This is a genomic window from Pseudomonas putida NBRC 14164, from assembly GCF_000412675.1.
In the GTDB taxonomy this organism is placed as follows: domain Bacteria; phylum Pseudomonadota; class Gammaproteobacteria; order Pseudomonadales; family Pseudomonadaceae; genus Aquipseudomonas; species Aquipseudomonas putida.
In genome coordinates this window covers 5,108,914-5,126,995 of the sequence record NC_021505.1, presented here as the reverse complement: position 1 = coordinate 5,126,995, position 18,082 = coordinate 5,108,914, and the positions used below count along the sequence as shown (strand labels likewise).

The window sequence follows — 18,082 nt, the reverse complement described above, 5'->3', positions numbered from 1 at the left end:
ACACGACATGAACAAGACCAGAAGTCTGCTGCAAGCCGGTGTACTGGGCCTGTCCCTGCTGGCGACCAGCGTCATGGCTGCGGTATCCGCCGACGAGGCGGCCAAGTTGGGCAGTACCCTGACCCCGATGGGGGCTGAAAAAGCCGGCAACGCCGATGGCTCGATCGGCCCTTGGGAGCCGCTGTCGAAGAGTGCGGGCAGCGTCGACGGCAAGGGTTTCCTGGCCGACCCGTATGGCAGTGAAAAGCCGCTGTTCACCATCACTGCGCAAAACGCCGAGCAGTACAAGGACAAGCTATCGCCGGGCCAGATGGCCATGCTCAAGCGCTACCCGGACACCTTCAAGATCCCTGTATTCAAAACCCATCGCGGCTCCACGGTACCTGCGGACGTGTTCGCCGCCATCAAGAAAAACGCCACCCAGACCACGCTGACGGAAGGCGGCAACGGTTTGAACAACTTCAACACGGCGGTGCCGTTCCCGATCCCGAAAACCGGCCTGGAAGTGATCTGGAACCACATCACCCGTTACCGGGGGGGCAGTGTCAGCCGCCTGGTGATCCAGGCCACGCCGCAGCAGAACGGCTCTTTCAGCCCGGTTTACTTCTCCGACCAATTCGTCTTCCGCGACAGGATGAAGGATTACGACCCGAACAACCCAGGCAACATCCTGTTCTACTTCAAGCAGGAAGTAACCGCGCCAGCGCGCCTGGCCGGGACTGTGCTGCTGGTGCACGAAACCCTCGACCAGGTGAAGGAGCCGCGCAAGGCGTGGATCTACAACGCCGGCCAGCGTCGCGTGCGCCAGGCGCCGCAAGTGTCGTACGACGGCCCGGGTACCGCCGCCGACGGCCTGCGTACCTCGGACAACCTGGACATGTTCAACGGTGCGCCAGACCGCTACGACTGGAAGCTCGAAGGCAAGAAGGAGCTGTACATCGCCTCCAACGCCTTCAAGCTGGATGACCCCAAGCTGAAGTACGCCGACATCATCAAGGCCGGGCACATCAACCAGGACCTGTCCCGTTACGAGCTGCGCCGCGTCTGGCACGTGGTCGCAACCCTCAAGCCGGGCCAGCGGCACATCTACGCCAAGCGGGACTTCTACATCGATGAGGACACCTGGCAGGCCGCAGTGATCGACCAGTACGACGGCCGTGGCCAGCTGTGGCGCGTGTCCGAGGCCCATTCCCAGCCGTATTACAACAAAGAGGTGCCTTGGTACACCCTGGAAACCATCTACGACCTGCAGTCGGGTCGTTACCTGGCCCTGGGCATGAAAAACGAAGAGAAGCGCGCCTACGACTTCGGCTTCAGTGCCAGCAAGGCCGACTTCCAGCCTGCGGCGTTGCGCCAGTCGGGTATTCGTTGATCTGAAAACCCTTCACTCCGTGTGATCCCCAGAACGCCCCGGCCTGCCCGGGGCGTTCCTGTTTCTGCTCCGGCGATAATTTCCAGTCAAACACAGGCACTGTAGGAGCAGCCTTGTGCTGCGAAGAGGCCATTGCAGCCGAAGAGAGTCTTTAGCCTTACAGGCCTCTTCGCAGCACAAGGCTGCTCCTACCGCTACTGCACTGGCCTTGAAGCTGTGCAATCCCTGTATGAGCGGGCGATAAATCTGCTGAATACCCACCCAAACCCCCGCCCCAGCCCCCTGTCCATCAGCCATGTTGCTTTTTGTCGCAGTCTTTTCCGGGGCAATTGCGCCCATCATCTTCAAATGCGCTGCGTTACCGGCTAGTCTCGCAAGCATCCATATCGCCGAAGTCCTCCACCCAGAACGAGCCGGCCATGACAGATTTGTCCCGTACACATGGATTTGCCAGCCAGGCCCTTGGCCTGCTGGACGGGCGTTTCTTCCGGCCGCCGCTGCCGGACGGCCATGTGCCGCGCTTGCGCCTGTGTCAGCGTCTGCACGCCGGGCTGGGTGGCCGGCTGTTGCTGGTCAATGCCCCGGCGGGTTTCGGCAAAAGCTCCCTGGCCATCGAATTTTGCGAAGCGCTGCCCGAGCATTGGCGTAGCCTGTGGCTGGGCCTGAGCCAGCGTGATGCCGACCCAGGCCGCTTTCTTGAACGCCTGCTCGAAGGCCTGCAGCAGTACTGCCCGGCACTGGGCGGGCAGGCCATGGGCTTGCTTAAAATGCGCCAGCGCCACCAGCCGTTTGCCTTCGAAGAGTGGATCGACGGCCTGCTCGACGAGCTGGCGCTGTACCTGCAAACCGATACCCCTTTGCTGCTGGTACTCGACGACTATCACCTGGCCCAGGGGCCGGTACTCGACCGTTGCCTGCAATTCTTCCTCAACCACCTGCCCGCCGGCCTGGTGTTGCTGGTTACCAGCCGCCAGCGCCCGGACTGGCACCTGGCGCGTTTGCGGCTGTCGCGCCAGCTTGTCGAACTCAACGAACAGGATTTGCGCCTCACCGACGAAGAGTCGCTGGCGGTGATTGGCCGGCAGCCAACGGCCCTGCGCGGCCAGGCACTGGACAACCTGATCCAGCGCAGCGACGGTTGGGTGGCCGGTTTGCGTTTCTGGCAACTGGCAGCCAGCGAGTCGGCGGACGAGCAAGCCTTGCCCCAGGCCTTACATGGCGGCGAAGGCCTGATCCGCGACTATCTGCTTGAAGAAGTCATCGACATGCTGCCCGCTGACGTACAGGCGTTCCTGTACGACACGGCCTGCCAGGAGCGCTTCTGCGCCCCGTTGTGCGACGCCCTGCGTGGCCGCCAGGACAGCGCAGCTGTGCTGCGTTTCCTGCAGGCGCACCAAGTGTTTTTGGTGCCGCTGGACGAGCATGGCCACTGGTTCCGCTACCATCACCTGTTCTCCGACCTGCTGCGCAGCCGGCAGGCCAGCGAACCACTTGCCGGTTTGCAACTGCGTGCCTGTCGCTGGTTTGAAAAGCAGGGCCTGCTGGACGAGGCAGTAGAGCAGGCGCTGCGTGCCGGCCACCTCGATGTCGCTGCCGACTTGGTGCAGAGCCTGTCCGAGGAGCAACTGCTGGCTGAACAGAACGTCGGCATGCTGCTGCGCTGGAAGATGGACCTGCCCGACAGCCTGCTGATCAGCACTCCGCGCTTGATCGTGCTGTACAGCTGGGCGTTGGGCCTGGCGTGCCAGCTGGACGCCGCCGAGGAACTGGCCGGCTACCTCAGCCGCTTTCTGCCCGCGCCTTCGGCCACCGCGCAAAAGTCGATGCTGGCCCAGTGGCTGGCGCTGAGTGGGGTCATTGCCCGCGGCCGTGGCGACCGCGAACGCACCTTGGCCTATTGCGGCGAAGCGCTGCAGAGCCTGCCGAGCAAGCGTTATGGCCAACGCCTGGTGTGTTTGTCGACGCTGTCCAACCTGGCCATTGCCGATGGCGACTTCTGGCGGGCCCGAGGCTGGAACCGCGAAGCCCTGGAGCTGGCCCAGCGGGTTGGCAACCCGTTGTTCGAGGCGCTGGCCCATTACGACCGGGCGCGGGTGCTGCATGCCCGTGGCGAGGTGTTGCGCGCCCTGGACGAAGTGCGCCAAGGGCTTCAGCGCCTGCAAGGGCTTTCGGCGCAGCGGCTGTATGCCGTGCGTGCGCGCCTGACGCTTTACGAAGGTTACCTGCTGGTCTCGCGCCTGCAGCCGGCCCAGGGCCGTGCGCGTTTGCGCGCGGGGCTGGGCGAGGCGCGGGCCTGCCGGGATATCAGTGTGCTTATCGGCCATTGCGTGATTGCTACGCTCGATGGCCGGGAAGGGCACTTTTCAGAGGCTTTTGCCGAATTGGCCGAGGCCGAGCGCCTGATGCATATCTGGGACGTGCCCCCGGTCTACTACCTGGCCATGATTACCCTGATCAAATGCGAACTGTGGCTGGCCCAAGGGCGTACCGACCTGGCCGAGTCCTGGCTGCTGCGCCTGGGCCAGACCTACGGCGGCGAGCAGCCGGCAGCCGCACCGGAGTTCCACCCGCTGCTGCCGTTGCACATTGCGTTGCAGCAGGCGCTGCTGGAGCGCATCCAGTTACGCGGTGACGACGCCGTACAACGCCTGGCAAGTCTGGTCGAGCGTGGCCAGGCCAGTGGCGGCATGCTGCTCACCGTCAGCGCCCTGTGCCAATGGCTCTCCCTGCTGCTGGACGAAGGCCGGGAGGGCCAGGCCGCGCAATTGCTGCCAAGCCTGCTGGCATCCGCTCATGGCGGCGTGCTGCAACCGTTCCAGCCGCTGCTGGAAAAGCACCCGCACTGGCTTTCTGAGCAATTGCAGGCAGGTTCGTCCTGCCCGGTTCAGGCAGAACTGCTCAAGCGCCTGCCGCAGCAGCGAAGCTCCACCACCGGCACCGGCGAAGCCTTGAGCGGCCGCGAACTGGCCGTGCTCGAACTGATTGCCCAAGGTTGTTCCAACCAGCAGATCAGCGAGCGGCTGTTCATTTCCCTGCACACCGTAAAGACCCACGCCAGCCACATCAACAGCAAGCTGGGGGTTGAGCGACGTACCCAGGCGGTTGCCAAGGCCAAATCCCTGGGGGTACTGGCGTGATACTGGCCCTGCAGGTCATTGCCCGCTAAAGTGATGGCCTGAGGCCATGGATTGTGGCCGGTGATGCTCTAACCTCATCTTTCCCGACCAGCTGCCGATACAGCGATCGGTGGCATCGCCTCGCGCGATTTTTCAATCATTCCAAGGCAGGTCGTGTTGATGCTGCAGTACGGGCAAAAAAGCTTTCTGATCGTCGACGACTTTACCGACTTTCGCACGTCGACCCGTTCCATGCTGCGCGAGCTGGGCGTGCGCGACGTGGACACCGCCGACAGCGGCGAGCAGGCGCTGCGCATGTGCGCGCAGAAGCGCTATGACTTCATCCTGCAGGACTTCCACCTGGGCGACGGCAAGAAGAACGGCCAGCAGGTGCTCGAAGACCTGATCATCGACAAGCACATCAGCCATGAGTGCGTGTTCATCATGGTCACGGCCGAAAGCAGCCAGGCCATTGTCCTCAGCGCCATCGAGCACGAGCCTGATGCCTACCTGACCAAACCGTTCAACCGCGTTGGCCTGGCCCAGCGCGTCGAAAAACTGTTCCAGCGCAAGACGCTGCTCAAGCCGATTTTGCAGGCGCTGGACCGCAATCGCCCGGCCGAAGTGCTGGCCGCCTGTGCCGAGCTGTGCAAGAAAGACCCGCGCCTGGCACCGCTGTGCCTGCGTTATCGGGCCGATGCCCTGCGTAACCTCAACCGCTTCGAGGAACTGGAAAAGTTTCTCAAGGCCATCCTGGCCAGCCGCCCGCAGCCTTGGGTGTACGCCGCGCTGGGCGCCCTGATGCACAAGCGTGGCCAGAATGCCCAGGCCCAGGGTGTGTACGAGCAGGCGCTCAAGGCGTTCCCGATCATGCCCGGCCTGTACGACGGCATGGCCGAGGTGCTGGTGGCCCAAGGCGATACCCGGCGTGCGCAAAACCTGCTTGAAGAAGCCGTGCGGCTGTCGCCACTGTCGGTGCGTCGGCAGTCGACGCTGGGCAAGCTGGCGCTGGAAAACGAAGACTTCGAGAGCGCGTCTAAGGCGTTCCGCCATGCGGTGAACCAGGGGCAGAGCTCGCGCTACAAGGATGCTGAAAACAACCTTGGCCTGGTGCAGGCGCTGATGAGCAAGAACGCAGGCTTCGGCCTGGACGCCCGTACCCGGGTCGAAATCAACACCACGCTCAGCGAGGTGGCCAAGGAAAACCCCGAGGACCAGGGCTTGCAGGTACGTGCGCGGATGATGAAGGCCGCCAGCCTGCAACAGGCGGGCGACCCGGAAACGGCCGGCAAGCTGACCGAACAGGCGATCCAGCGCCTGGACAAGATGAACCAGTTCTTCTCGGTCGATGCGGCCCTGACCGTTGCCGCACAGTTGCAGGCAATGGGGCAGGAAGCCGCCGCCCTCGGCGTGCTGAAGAGCTGTGTGGAAAGTTATGGCGATGACCCCAAGGTCATGGAGAAAGTGGGCAAGCTGACGGACGACCCCAGCGTGCTCAACGCCATTACCGAAGCGGTCACCCTCAATCGCCAGGGTGTGCGCAGTTACCAGGGAGGGCAGCTTGGCGAGGCGTTGCAGATGTTCCGCAAGGCGCTGGGTATGCAGCCGAAAAACATCAGCATCGCCCTTAACACCGCCCAGGCGCTGCTGCGCATTGGCGGTGAAAACCCTCAGCCCGCGATCATGCAGGAATGCCAGGACGCCTTGACCAGCGTGGCCGGTATCCCTGCCAGCGACAATCGCTATGACCGTTACCGCAAACTGCACATCCGAGTGTTCGGCGCATGAATCAAGACAATCAGGGGCTGGATTTTTCCACGGTGATCGCCTCCACCGTGCACGACCTCAAAAGCTCTTTGTCAGCGCTGATCCAGTCCCACAGCCAGTGGATGGAGCGCTTGCCCGAAGAGCTGCGTGGTGGTGCCGAGCAGGGAATCATGGAGCACGAGTTTCGCCACCTCAACGGCATGCTGGTGCAGTTGCTGGGCCTGTACAAACTGGGTATCAACCAGTTGCCGGTGTGCCCGGACTACCACGAACTGGACGATTTCATCGAAGCCCAGTTGGCGGCGCATCAGGAAGTGCTCAAGCACAACGACATCCTCGCCACCTGGCGTGTCGACACCGACAACCCGCTGGGCTTTTTCGACCGTGAACTGGTGGCCTCGGTGATCGCCAACGTCATCACCAACGCCACCCGCTTTGCCGGGCACGCGTTGTTGATCACCATCGAGGAGGCCGACAACCAGCTGGCCATCTGCGTGAACGATGACGGTCCGGGTTATCCGAAGCACATGCTCGAGCGCCAGGAGCAATACATCCAGGGCATCGACTCGACCAGCGGCAGCACCGGCCTTGGCCTGTACTTTGCGGCGCGGATCGCGGCACTGCATGAAAGCGGCGGGGTGCGCGGACGGATCGAGATCTCCAATGGCGGGGCGCTTGGGGGCGGGTTGTTCAGGTTGTTCCTGCCTTGAATAGACGGGCCGGGTACGGCTCGGATTGACACACTGCGCAATGCTTGAGGCGAGATCAGAGGCGACGCTTCGTCGAGTGCTGTAGGAGCAGTCTGATCTCTACCAAACGAGCTTCTGAGCTCTTTCTGGATGGCGCTCATGCTGGTAGTTATTCAGTTTCGATGACTACCAGCGCAGCGGCTATGAAAAAACATACCCCGAAGTCGAACTACTGCTCACCAACCCAAAGCATGCAGGTGAATGAGCATCACGCGAACGCAGCCCCCGGTGTAACCCCCTGTGACCTTGCTTCACTGCTCGGGCAGTGCGACTTCAATGCTCCGCATCCAGAGGATATGCAGGTATGGGGCGTCATGCGACCAGTAGGCCGCGAGTTCTGAATGGTGGCTCCATTTCGGACGCGGTGCTTGTATGAGACGGCGGATCAGTAAACTTCGGTATCAAATATATAGATCACAAGCTCGAACGCTCACTCAAGAACTGCTGTATCGCCAGCCAGATCTGTTGAGGGGAGATGTTGAAATCGGCCAAGTCCGTATGGAGCCGATAACGCACGAGGCCCTCACTGCTAGCCTGGAGTGGCCGGAAAGCCGGTGTCTGTTTCCTTGGGAGGCGATTACCGACTGGAAAGATACTGATCCCAGAGGGTTCGATCTTGCCATCTGGTCCGGTAGCGAGCTGTGCGGGCTTTGCTACGCAAGTCCTAGAAAAAGCCGCTTGTGCATCAAGGTCATACTCCTCCAAGGCAATCCCTGTCCGTCGCATCCACTCAGGGGAGAGATCGCAGTCTTGGCACTTACATCGATTGATTTCTATGCTCGTATGTTGGGCTGCCGAGAGATTGAAATACAAGATCCTCTGGAGGGCGCAAGGTCAGTTTATGAAGCGCTTGGCTTCACGTGGACCGTTGAAGGTCGGCTTGTGATCCTGGTTGATCCCTAATAACATCGATAGCGTGTCGATCAAGCTTTTGGAGGGACAATGCGTTCCAAAACGAGACAGGTAGAGTTGCTTGCCATTGCGAGATTTGAGGCTGAAGCAAGGCGTCTTGCTGGTCGAATCTCCAGCAACCAACTGCGGTTCCTGCAGGTCGCAAAGACGAAGGGTGCAGACCTTGAGCCTGCTGGCCCCCTGGCAGGTACTCCATCCTGAGCGAACGCTCGTCAGGCCCTGGTGCACGCTTCTACAGCGTATTCATATTGGTTGAGAACCGGCCTATTGGCCGGTTTTTCGTTTGTTTCAGGGAACGAGTTTGCAGCATTGGCTACATGCTTGCGCTTGATTGAACAAACACACTTGAAGCTTTCAGTGTTCACCGTTTTTCTCATGAGTAATGCAATGACCCAAGCCCCACCTGCCCTCATCCGCGAAACCTTCCCCGTAGGCCCTTTGCAGTGCAACTGCACGCTGATTGGCGACCCGCTGACCAAGAAAGCCATCGTCGTCGACCCAGGCGGTGACCCGGAGAAGATCCTGGCGCGCCTGCAGGCCCACGGCCTGACGCTGGTGAGCATCATCCATACACACGCGCACTTCGATCATTTTCTTGCCTCGGGCAAGCTCAAGGCGCTGACCGGCGCCACCCTGCACCTGCACAAGGACGACCAGGTACTGTGGGACAACCTGGAGATGCAGTGCCAGATGTTCGGCGTGCCCTATACGCCGGTACCGGCACCTGATCGCTGGCTGGGCGATGACGAAGAATTGGCCTGTGGCTGTGGCGTGGCATTGCATACGCCTGGCCACACCCCGGGTTCGATGAGCTTCTGGTTCGCCGATGCCAAACTGCTGATCGCCGGCGACACCTTGTTCCGCCGTGGCATTGGCCGCACCGATTTGTGGGGGGGTGACCAGCGGGCTATCGTGCGTTCCATCAAGGAGCGGCTGTACCGGCTGGATGAAGAGGCCATTGTGGTGACTGGCCACGGGCCCGATACCCGCCTGGGTGACGAGATGCGAGAAAACCCTTTCGTGCGTGCCTGAGTGCACATGAAGGCACTTTCATTGAATTTTTCATTGCCGATGCAATCCAAGGCTGGCATAGATCCCTTCGTGATCTGCCGCATTTATGAATTTCAGTAGGAGCTTGTCCATGTTCACCATGCGTCGTCTGATTATCGTCGCAACTGCCGCTGCCCTGATGACTGGCTGTGCCGGCCAGAACCCTTATGACAACCAGGGTCAGGCGCAGGGCTCCACGGGGATGAGCAAGACTGCCAAGTACGGCGGCCTGGGCGCGCTGGCTGGCGCCATCGCCGGTGCGGCCATCGACCACAACAACCGTGGCAAAGGTGCGCTGATCGGCGCCGCCGCCGTAGGTGCAGCAGCAGCGGGCTATGGCTACTACGCCGACAAGCAAGAGGCCGAACTGCGCGCCCAGATGGCCAACACCGGGGTGGAAGTACAGCGTCAGGGCGACCAGATCAAACTGATCATGCCGGGCAACATCACCTTTGCCACCGACTCGGCCAACATCGCCCCAAGCTTCTACTCGCCGCTGAACAACCTCGCAGGCTCGTTCAAGCAGTTCAACCAGAACACCATTGAAGTGGTCGGGTTCACCGACAGCACCGGCAGCCGCCAGCACAATATGGACCTGTCCCAGCGCCGCGCGCAGGCGGTCAGCACCTACCTGACTTCGCAGGGTGTGGATGCTTCGCGTATTTCGGTGCGTGGCATGGGCCCGGATCAGCCGATCGCCAGCAACGCCGACGCCAATGGCCGTGCGCAGAACCGCCGGGTGGAAGTGAACCTGAAGCCGATTCCGGGCCAGCAGTATGACCAGCAACAAGGCCAGGTTCAGCAATATCCATGATTGATGCCCGGGGCCGCCTTGCGGCCCGGCTTTTATCGCACCACGCTGGCCTGAATCGCCGTCAGGGCAATGGTATGCACGATATCGTCAACCTGCGCCCCGCGCGGCAAGTCGTTCACCGGTTTGCGCAATCCCTGCAGCATCGGCCCCAGGCTGACCCCGTCGGTACTGCGTTGCACCGCTTTGTGCGTGGTGTTGCCGGTATTCAGGTCAGGGAAAACGAACACCGTGGCACGCCCGGCCACCGGGCTATCCGGCGCCAGTTCCCGTGCAATTGCCGGATTGGCCGCCGCGTCATACTGCAGTGGCCCATCGATCACCAGCGCCTGCGCTGCACCCTGTGCCAGGCGTGTCGCTTCGCGCACTTTGCCGACTTCTTCATCACTGACCGAATCGCTTGAATAGCTGATCATCGCCACCCGCGGCGCGATGCCGAAGGCCTGCGCCGATTCTGCGCTCTGCCTGGCAATCTCGGCCAGCTCGGTAGCGCTCGGGTGGGGGTTCATCACGCAGTCGCCGTACACCAGCACTTGCTCGGGGAACAGCATGAAGAACACTGACGACACCAGGCTGGAGCCCGGCGCGGTCTTGATCAACTGCAGGGCCGGGCGGATGGTGTTGGCGGTAGAGTGCACCAGGCCCGATACCAGGCCGTCCACTTCGTCCAGAGCCAGCATCATGGTACCGATCACCACCGGGTCTTCCAGTTGCTGCTCGGCCATCGGTGCGTTGAGGTTCTTGCTCTTGCGCAGCGCAACCATCGGCTCCACGTAGCGCCCGCGAATCAGCTCGGGGTCGAGGATTTCCAGGCCAGGCGGCAGGGTAATGCCTTGGGCGCGGGCCACGGCCTCGACATCTTCGGGCTTGGCCAGCAGCACGCAGCGGGCGATGCCGCGCGCCTGGCAGATGGCTGCGGCCTGCACCAGCAGCGGCTCGGCGCCTTCTGGCAGGACGATGCGCTTGTTGGCCTGCTGCGCCCGCTGGATCAGCTGGTAGCGGAACACCGCTGGCGACAGGCGCATCTCGCGCGGGGTACCGCAGCGTTGATGCAGCCAGGCCGCATCGAGGTGGCTGGCGACGAAGTCGGTGATGAACTCGGCGCGCTCGCGGTCGTCGACCGGGATTTCGCGGTTCAGCGAATTGAGCTGGTTGGCGGTGTCGTACGAGCCGGTGCTGACCGACAGGATCGGCAGGCCGGCCTGCAGTGCGCCGCGGCACAGGCCGAGGATGCGCGCGTCGGGCTTGCTGTCACTGGTCAGCAGCAGCCCGGCCAGCGGTACGCCATTGATGGCCGCCAGGCTGACGGCAAGGATGATGTCGTCGCGATCGCCCGGGGTGACCACCAGGGTACCCGAGGTCAGCAGCGGTACCGTGTTGGCCACGGTGCGGGCGCAGATGATGATCTTGCTCATGCGCCGCTGCTCGTAGTCGCCAGCGTTGAGTACCTGGGCACCGAGCAGGTCGGCCACGTCGCGGGTGCGCGGGGCGTTCAGCTCAGGCTGGTAGGGGATGCAGCCGAGCAGGCGGAAATCGTTGCCGCGCAGCAGGGGCGAGTGCTCGCGCAGGCGGGTGGCGAAGGCCGCCATGCTTTCGTCGGTGCGCACCTTGTTGAGGATTACCCCGAGCACCTTCGGGTCACGTGGGCCGCCGAACAGCTGGGCCTGCAGTTCGACCCGGCCAGACAACTCGCTGAGCACTTCGTTTTCCGGGGCCGACACCAGGATCACCTCGGCATCCAGGCTCTTGGCCAGGTGCAGGTTGACCCGCGCTGCATAGCTTGCGTGGCGCGTGGGCACCATGCCCTCGACCACCACCACGTCATTGCCGACGCAGGCTTGCTGGTAGAGGCGGATGATTTCTTCGAGCAACTCGTCCAGCTGGCCGTCGCCGAGCATGCGCTCGACCTGTGCCAGGCTCAGTGGCAGCGGGGGAGTGATGCCGTGGGTGCGGGCCACCAGTTCGGTAGAGCGCTCGGGGCCGGTATCACCCGGGTGGGGCTGGGCGATAGGCTTGAAGAAACCGACCTTCAGGCCGGCGCGCTCGAGGGTGCGCACCAGGCCCAGGCTGATGGAGGTCAGGCCGACACCAAAGTCGGTCGGCGCAATGAAAAATGTCTGCATGCGTGCTTCTCGAAATAAAGCGGTGCAAGAAATTAGCGGCCAAGGGTAGCGCCATCGCCCCCTTGTGCGCACCAGCCGCAAGCAAATGGCTGGCCGATGCGCTGCGCGCGTTGTGCCGGGTCCAGCACCCAAGGGCGTGATTGCCACGGCGGTTGGTGGCGCAGGTGCTGGGTATGACCGCAGGAGAGTTCGGCCACCCAATGGCCTTCTTCGTCCTGGTGAAAGCCGGTGATCCGACTGATGGGCCGTTGCTTGTCCGCAGTGCGTTCGCAATCGGACGATGGCTTGGTTACACTTGTCCGCTCTACATACTTTTGCAAAAGGTCTTGCCCCATGCTGATCGCCGCCAACAAGGCTGTCTCCATCGACTATACCCTGACCAACGACGCCGGGGAGACCATCGACAGCTCCGCCGGTGGCGCGCCGCTGGTCTACCTGCACGGTGCCGGCAACATCATCCCGGGCCTGGAAAAAGCCCTGGAAGGCAAACAGGCCGGTGACGAGCTGAACGTTTCCATCGAGCCGGAAGACGCCTACGGCGAATACCTGGCCGAGCTGGTCAGCACCCTGAACCGCAGCCTGTTCGAAGGCGTCGACGAGCTGGAAGTGGGCATGCAGTTCCACGCTTCGGCACCGGACGGCCAGATGCAGATCGTCACCATCCGTGACCTGGACGGCGACGACGTCACCGTTGACGGCAACCACCCGCTGGCCGGCCAGCGCCTGACCTTCCAGGTCAAGGTTGTTGACGTGCGTGACGCCAGCGAAGAAGAAATCGCTCACCGCCACATCCACGGTGAAGGTGGCCATCACCACTGATTTTCTGCGCTAAGCTCAGAAAGTCGCCAGGCGCTCGGGCAAGCCGATTTGCCTTCCTACGGGAGGTGGACGGTTTGGACGGGCGCCTTTTTAGTGGGCGGAATTCGCCTGCGCGGCAACCGGGAACCTGAGAGGGGATGTCATCATGAGTGCATTTCACGACCTGAAACTGGACGCGCTGAACGGCGGGGAGCTGCCCCTCGCACCGTTCAAGGGCCAAGTGGTGCTGGTGGTCAACGTTGCCTCCAAATGTGGTCTCACGCCGCAATACAAGGCTCTGGAAAACCTCTACCAGGTTTACAAGGACAAGGGCTTCAATGTGCTTGGCCTGCCATGCAACCAGTTTGCCGGGCAGGAGCCGGGCAGCGAAAAGGAAATCCAGGAATTCTGCAGCCTCAACTACGGGGTGAGCTTCCCGCTGGGCGGCAAGCTGGAAGTCAACGGGCCACAGCGTCATTCGTTGTACCGCCTGCTGGCGGGCGAGGGGGCTGAGTTTCCTGGTGACATCAGCTGGAACTTCGAGAAGTTTCTGGTGGGTAAGGACGGGCGGGTGCTAGCGCGCTTCTCGCCGCGCACGGCGCCGGATGACCCCGCGGTGGTGCAGGCGATCGAGAAAGCGTTGGCCTGATTCAGGGGGCCGCGTGAAAGCGGCCCTGATAATTTTGTCAGTTGCTGTAATCTCCTCTGCATTGCTTAATGCCATTCAAGACGCTGCCCTTTGATGGCAGTTGAATTGATTGGCGCAGGGGCTGTGTATGTTCTTCTATCAAGGCTCGCGACTAACGCTTATTAACGCTGGGGCGGTACAGCGGCGTATTGTCGAGGCAAGTACCCATCCGTTGGCTGTGGTACAGGAAGGAATTCAGGCTTCTTTACTGGCAACGGATGTCTACACATCGGTGCTGTTGGAACAACGGCATTCGATAGCACTACGGTGCTACACGCCTTATGGACTTCACACTATCGAGCCCTGGGGGCCAGGATTTACCGGGCAGGTGCAAGACGTGATAACCGAGGGATATTTGCTGGGTAATGGTTATCGGTTATATAGCCCGAAGCTCATGCGATTCTACTCAGCCGACAGCTGGAGCCCTTTCGGCAAGGGAGGGATAAATGCCTATGGCTATGGTGCTGGAGATCCAGTCAATGGCACTGACCCTACAGGACATATGTTCAACCGTCTGCGCCTATTCTGGAAAATGATCAAGTATCATGATGCCGTTGCTGCTGGGAATGCTGAAAAAATATTTCTCAGAGAGGGTAAGCATCTTATTCCCCCTAGTGAGATTAACCTAAGACAAGAGCTGGATCGTCGAGTTGTCAGCGCTCAGAACAACCTGATAAAGCACCGTCACACGCTTAGCACACTTCCTGATGAGCCCCAATATGCGGACCAAAGGGCTTTCGCAAAAAAACGAATTGCAATAAATCAGGCGCAGCTTAACAAAGAGGTTCGCACGGATCTGAAAGCCCAGAAACGGTTTTTTGTAGGGCCTTCAACCAAATATACCTATGAGGTTGGTGAGAGCGGCGATATAAAGGTGGAATACAGCAAAATTCGCTAGTTGCGGGGGTATAGAACAATCGACTGCCGTGCGTTCGCGCGGTCCAGATAGCCTTCAAACTGCTCGACAATCGCCGGCCAACCTTGGCGACTGGCATGTTGGCGAGCATTCAGGCGTACCCGCCGCAACGTTTCCTCTTCTTCCATCAGCCAGCAGGCTGCATCCATGAACGCCGCCTGGTCCCCAGGCATGGCCAGTGCGCCGCTGTGGCCGTGGCGTATGTGGTGCGATGCGGCTGCCTCGTCATATGCAACCACCGCCAATCCCGAGGCCATGGCTTCGAGCACCACGTTGCCGAAGGTCTCGGTCAGGCTCGGGAACAGGAACAGGTCGCCGCTGGCATAGTGCTCGGCCAGCACCTCACCACGCTGGGCACCACAGAACACTGCATCCGGTACTTGCTGTTGGAGGGCTGAACGCTGTGGGCCGTCGCCCACCAGGATCAGGCGTATGCACTTCTGTGGATACGCTTTCTGCAACGCGTCCAGGCTGGGACGGAGCAGTCCCAGGTTTTTTTCTGCAGCCAGCCGCCCGACATGCAACACCGCGATATCGTCCGGGCCGAGCCCCCAGCTTTCGCGCAACGCCTGGCTGCGCCGGGCCGGGTTGAACAGGCATGCATCGACACCCCGAGCGAGCAGTTCCAGGCGCTCGAAACCGCGTCGCTCAAGCTCCAGGCGCTGGCTGACACTGGGCACCAGGGTGATTGCCGTGCGTCGATGGAACCAGCGCAGGTAGTGGGTGAGCAGGCGTGCCAGCAAACCCAGGCCGTACTGGCCGGAGTACTGCGGGAAGTTGGTGTGGAAGCCGCTGACGACTGCGATTCCCAGGCGCCTGGCCGCGCGCAGTGCGCTGAGCCCCAGCGGCCCCTCGGTGGCGATGTACAGCACATCCGGGCGCTGCCGCCGCCAGCGGCGCAGCAACTTGTGCATCGACACCTCACCCCACTGCAAACCGGGGTAACCAGGCAGCGCCCAGCCACGGCAGAGCATCAGGTACGGGTCGTTGTGCACGGGGGCTTCGCCGGCTTGGCGCGGGCGCACCACCTCCACCTCATGGCCGCGCTGACGCAGTCCCTCGCCAAGGCGGCCAAGGGTGTTGGCCACGCCGTTGATTTCGGGTGGGAATGTTTCGCTGACCAGGGTAATGCGTAGGGCGGGTGTATTCATGACAAAAAGTTTCCGCTTGCCGGGTTGCGCCAATGTGACTGCAATGTGACGTACAGATGACGCCTGACCGCTGACGCTTTTGCCTTTATGAATATTTCGTTGCGAGGTGCTCAAGAAGATGGAACCGGCAGCCGATGAAGATGCATTCGACTAGGTGATGCGCTCCAGGAGTGCGGTGATGTTCAACAGCAAGCTCAAGCAAGAAATCCGGAAGCTGCGCGAAGACCTGATGTCCGTGGAACAGGTCAAGAGTAGTCTCGACAGCGAGATGCTGGTACTTCAACTCGACCCACAGGGACGGATCGAGATGGTAAACGGCAACTTCGAGAGCGAAATGCTCTACCGTTCCGATCAATTGCTTGGACGCAACATCGAGGACATCGTCCCAGCCCATGTGAAGTCGCTGGATTTCTACCAACGCATGAAGAGCGCGATCAGCCGTGGCGAGCATTTGAACGGCGCCTTCCGTCTGCTGCGTGGCAACGGCCAGGAAGCCTGGCTGCGGTCGATCCTGCAGCCGGTGAAGAACAGCGAGGGGCGCATCAAGTACTTCACGCTGCACTCCAGCGACCTGACCCGCACCATTGAGACGTCTCGCGAGCACGAAAGCCTGATCAAGGCGCTGATGCGCTCTACCGCGGTTATCGAATTTGCCCTCGACGGCACCATCCTCACCGCCAACGAACGCTTCCTGGCCAGCGTTGGTTACCGCCTGGAGCAGATCCGCGGCAAGCATCACCGCATGTTCTGCGAGCCGGAGGAGGCCAACTCGGCCGGCTACCAGGCCTTCTGGGACAAGCTGCGCCGTGGCGAGTACGTGGCCGAGCGTTTCAAACGCATCGATGCCCATGGCCGTGTGGTCTGGCTGGAGGCCTCGTACAACCCGTTGTTCGATGCCCACGACGTACTCTACAAAGTGGTCAAGTTTGCCACCGTGATTACCGACCAGGTCAATCAGGAGCAGGCGGTGGCCGAGGCAGCGGATGTTGCCTACAACACCTCGCTGGGTACTGATGTCAGCGCCCAGAAGGCCACCGATGTGGTCACCCAGACCGTCAGCGTGATGCGCGGCCTGGAAGCCTCGATGCAGGAGGCGGCCGAGGGCATCCAGGCGCTGGATACACAGTCGCGGGTGATTGGCTCGATCATCAAGACCATCAGCGACATTGCCGGGCAGACCAACCTGCTGGCGCTCAACGCCGCCATTGAGGCGGCCCGCGCGGGCGAGCAAGGGCGTGGCTTTGCGGTGGTTGCCGACGAAGTACGCCAGCTCGCCTCGCGCACCAGCACCGCAACCGAGGAAATTGCCCGGGTAGTGAAGCAGAACGAGCAGCTGGCGCAGGCGGCGGTGGAGATCATCGACACCAGCAAGCGCCAGGCCGAGCAGGGGCTGGCGCTGGCTGACGAGACGGGCAACGTGATTGTCGAGATCCAGGACGGGGCGAAGCGGGTGGTGGATGTGGTGGGGCAGTTTTCCAGCCGGTTGGGGCAGTAGAGCCCCGAGCGGATCTGGTCTGCCTTTTGGTGGACCCAATGGCTTTCACCATCACTCAGGCTGCCGCATCACCTTGTGGAGCAGCCTTGTGCTGCGAAGAGGCCATTGCAGCCGTTTAGCCTTACCGGCCTCTTCGCAGCACAAGGCTGCTCCTACAGGGGCGCGTACACCTGGGCAGTCAGTTACGCTCCCGCACCCAGAACAACGTGGCCCCGGCCACCGCCGCCGGCATCATCAGCACGTTCACCCCTGGGATCATCAGTGCCAGGTAGGTGATGCCGCCAAAGCCCAGCGACTGCCAGCGCTTGCTGCGCAGCCAGGCCAGCATGTCCTGCCAGCTCATCTTGTTGTTGTCCGCGGGGTAGTCGATGTACTGAATGGCCATCATCCATACCCCGAACATCAGCCACAGTGGCGCGGCGATTACGTTGACGACGGGGATCAGCGACAGGATGAACAGGCCGATGGCCCGTGGCAGGAAGTAGCCTAACTTGCGCATTTCGCGGCTGAAGGTGCGTGGCACCATGGCCACCAGCTCGCCCCAGCTGAACGCCGGGAAGGTGTCTTCGCCACGCACCACCACTTCGACCTTTTCCGCCAGGAAGCCATTGAACGGCGCGGCAATGATGTTGGCCACCAGGGTGAAGGTGAAGAACACCATCAGCACCAGCAGGGCAACGAACAGCGGCCAGAGTATGTAGCTGAGAAAGCTCAGCCAGTCTGGCAGCGTTGGCATCAGGGCATCGAGCCACAGGCCGAACTGGTGGCCGGCGAAGTAGACCATGCCACCGAACAGCAGCAGGTTTACCGCCAGCGGCAGTAGCACGAACAACCGCAGGTTGGGGCTCAGCACCAGTTTCAGGCCTTCGCGCAGGTATTGGGGGCCGGAGAGGACAGGGGCTTGCATCGGGAGACTCCGCAGAGAAGGAAAACGCGCTGACCTTACCGAGTTTGCCGCGCCGACGAAAGGTGGCTGGTAAGCGGGACACGGGCTGTAACAAAAGCGCCAGGGCTGGGCCACGGATGAAATCAGTGAATAGACCGTGCCTATGAGGTGGATTGTCTAAGGATATTTCCTTAATCTTTGCGACCTCGCTACAGTGCGCTCAACTTTCCGCTTTTCGGGCCTGCGCG

Annotated in this window: 14 protein-coding genes and 1 pseudogene; 11 read left to right on the top strand and 4 right to left on the bottom strand. The window is 61.6% G+C overall.

Annotated features, from left to right (window positions below; all coding sequences use genetic code 11):
- The first annotated feature begins 7 nt into the window (after positions 1–7).
- The 6 genes from PP4_RS22720 (at position 8) to PP4_RS22690 (ending at position 9,780) form a co-directional block, all read left to right on the top strand.
- Positions 8–1,372 (top strand): DUF1329 domain-containing protein, encoded by a 1,365-nt coding sequence (locus PP4_RS22720; protein WP_016501472.1) that lies wholly within the window; start codon positions 8–10, stop codon positions 1,370–1,372.
- Positions 1,373–1,791: 419 nt separating this feature from the next.
- Complete coding sequence (locus PP4_RS22715; RefSeq protein ID WP_016501470.1) at positions 1,792–4,509, top strand: LuxR C-terminal-related transcriptional regulator; 2,718 nt, start codon at positions 1,792–1,794, stop codon at positions 4,507–4,509.
- 159 nt (positions 4,510–4,668) lie between these two features.
- On the top strand, positions 4,669–6,276 hold the full coding sequence (locus PP4_RS22710) for a tetratricopeptide repeat-containing response regulator (protein WP_016501469.1): 1,608 nt from the start codon (positions 4,669–4,671) through the stop codon (positions 6,274–6,276).
- A complete protein-coding gene (locus tag PP4_RS22705) occupies positions 6,273–6,965 on the top strand; it encodes a sensor histidine kinase (protein ID WP_016501468.1) in 693 nt (230 codons plus the stop codon). The genes PP4_RS22710 and PP4_RS22705 overlap by 4 nt, the downstream gene beginning before the upstream one ends.
- A gap of 1,338 nt (positions 6,966–8,303) precedes the next feature.
- Entirely contained in the window at positions 8,304–8,948 is a 645-nt protein-coding gene (locus PP4_RS22695) for an MBL fold metallo-hydrolase (protein ID WP_016501467.1), read from the top strand.
- A gap of 109 nt (positions 8,949–9,057) precedes the next feature.
- Positions 9,058–9,780 carry an OmpA family protein gene (locus tag PP4_RS22690; protein WP_016501466.1) on the top strand — a complete coding sequence of 241 codons (723 nt, stop codon included), beginning with the start codon at positions 9,058–9,060 and terminating at the stop codon, positions 9,778–9,780.
- A 32-nt stretch (positions 9,781–9,812) separates the two neighbouring features.
- On the opposite strand, the gene pta is transcribed toward PP4_RS22690, so the two are convergent.
- Positions 9,813–11,900 carry a phosphate acetyltransferase gene (pta, locus tag PP4_RS22685; RefSeq protein ID WP_016501465.1) on the bottom strand — a complete coding sequence of 696 codons (2,088 nt, stop codon included), beginning with the start codon at positions 11,898–11,900 and terminating at the stop codon, positions 9,813–9,815.
- Between the two features lie 32 nt (positions 11,901–11,932).
- Entirely contained in the window at positions 11,933–12,235 is a 303-nt protein-coding gene (locus PP4_RS22680) for a DUF3565 domain-containing protein (RefSeq protein WP_049277234.1), read from the bottom strand.
- Here PP4_RS22680 and PP4_RS22675 point away from each other — a divergent pair.
- The 3 genes from PP4_RS22675 to PP4_RS28255 all read left to right on the top strand — a co-directional run bounded on the left by PP4_RS22675 (position 12,234) and on the right by PP4_RS28255 (position 14,284).
- Entirely contained in the window at positions 12,234–12,719 is a 486-nt protein-coding gene (locus PP4_RS22675; protein ID WP_016501463.1) for an FKBP-type peptidyl-prolyl cis-trans isomerase, read from the top strand. The genes PP4_RS22680 and PP4_RS22675 overlap by 2 nt on opposite strands.
- A gap of 145 nt (positions 12,720–12,864) precedes the next feature.
- Positions 12,865–13,347, top strand: coding sequence for a glutathione peroxidase (locus PP4_RS22670; protein ID WP_016501462.1), 483 nt, complete (start codon positions 12,865–12,867; stop codon positions 13,345–13,347).
- 127 nt (positions 13,348–13,474) lie between these two features.
- Positions 13,475–14,284 carry an RHS repeat-associated core domain-containing protein gene (locus PP4_RS28255; RefSeq protein WP_080642816.1) on the top strand — a complete coding sequence of 270 codons (810 nt, stop codon included), beginning with the start codon at positions 13,475–13,477 and terminating at the stop codon, positions 14,282–14,284.
- On the opposite strand, the gene PP4_RS22660 is transcribed toward PP4_RS28255, so the two are convergent.
- A complete protein-coding gene (locus tag PP4_RS22660; protein ID WP_016501460.1) occupies positions 14,281–15,453 on the bottom strand; it encodes a glycosyltransferase family 4 protein in 1,173 nt (390 codons plus the stop codon). The genes PP4_RS28255 and PP4_RS22660 overlap by 4 nt on opposite strands.
- Positions 15,454–15,610: 157 nt before the next feature.
- Here PP4_RS22660 and PP4_RS29925 point away from each other — a divergent pair.
- Together PP4_RS29925 and PP4_RS29920 are read left to right on the top strand one after the other, a co-directional pair.
- A pseudogene (locus tag PP4_RS29925) lies at positions 15,611–16,360 on the top strand (PAS domain-containing protein); the annotation flags it as partial.
- 156 nt (positions 16,361–16,516) lie between these two features.
- The gene (locus PP4_RS29920; protein ID WP_371321157.1) at positions 16,517–16,948 is read left to right on the top strand and encodes a methyl-accepting chemotaxis protein; all 432 of its coding nucleotides are present in this window, start codon (positions 16,517–16,519) and stop codon (positions 16,946–16,948) included.
- A 178-nt stretch (positions 16,949–17,126) separates the two neighbouring features.
- On the opposite strand, the gene cysZ is transcribed toward PP4_RS29920, so the two are convergent.
- Complete coding sequence (cysZ, locus tag PP4_RS22650; protein ID WP_016501458.1) at positions 17,127–17,855, bottom strand: sulfate transporter CysZ; 729 nt, start codon at positions 17,853–17,855, stop codon at positions 17,127–17,129.
- Positions 17,856–18,082 lie beyond the last annotated feature (227 nt).

Coding starts and splice junctions, on each gene's coding strand:
- PP4_RS22670 (WP_016501462.1), top strand. CDS start 12,865: ATGAGTGCATTTCACGACCTGAAACTGGACGCGCTGAACGGCGGGGAG.
- PP4_RS22680 (WP_049277234.1), bottom strand. CDS start 12,235: ATGGGGCAAGACCTTTTGCAAAAGTATGTAGAGCGGACAAGTGTAACC.
- pta (WP_016501465.1), bottom strand. CDS start 11,900: ATGCAGACATTTTTCATTGCGCCGACCGACTTTGGTGTCGGCCTGACC.
- PP4_RS22690 (WP_016501466.1), top strand. CDS start 9,058: ATGTTCACCATGCGTCGTCTGATTATCGTCGCAACTGCCGCTGCCCTG.
- PP4_RS22710 (WP_016501469.1), top strand. CDS start 4,669: ATGCTGCAGTACGGGCAAAAAAGCTTTCTGATCGTCGACGACTTTACC.
- PP4_RS22695 (WP_016501467.1), top strand. CDS start 8,304: ATGACCCAAGCCCCACCTGCCCTCATCCGCGAAACCTTCCCCGTAGGC.
- PP4_RS22715 (WP_016501470.1), top strand. CDS start 1,792: ATGACAGATTTGTCCCGTACACATGGATTTGCCAGCCAGGCCCTTGGC.
- PP4_RS29920 (WP_371321157.1), top strand. CDS start 16,517: ATGCGCGGCCTGGAAGCCTCGATGCAGGAGGCGGCCGAGGGCATCCAG.
- PP4_RS22675 (WP_016501463.1), top strand. CDS start 12,234: ATGCTGATCGCCGCCAACAAGGCTGTCTCCATCGACTATACCCTGACC.
- PP4_RS22705 (WP_016501468.1), top strand. CDS start 6,273: ATGAATCAAGACAATCAGGGGCTGGATTTTTCCACGGTGATCGCCTCC.
- PP4_RS22720 (WP_016501472.1), top strand. CDS start 8: ATGAACAAGACCAGAAGTCTGCTGCAAGCCGGTGTACTGGGCCTGTCC.
- PP4_RS28255 (WP_080642816.1), top strand. CDS start 13,475: ATGTTCTTCTATCAAGGCTCGCGACTAACGCTTATTAACGCTGGGGCG.
- PP4_RS22660 (WP_016501460.1), bottom strand. CDS start 15,453: ATGAATACACCCGCCCTACGCATTACCCTGGTCAGCGAAACATTCCCA.
- cysZ (WP_016501458.1), bottom strand. CDS start 17,855: ATGCAAGCCCCTGTCCTCTCCGGCCCCCAATACCTGCGCGAAGGCCTG.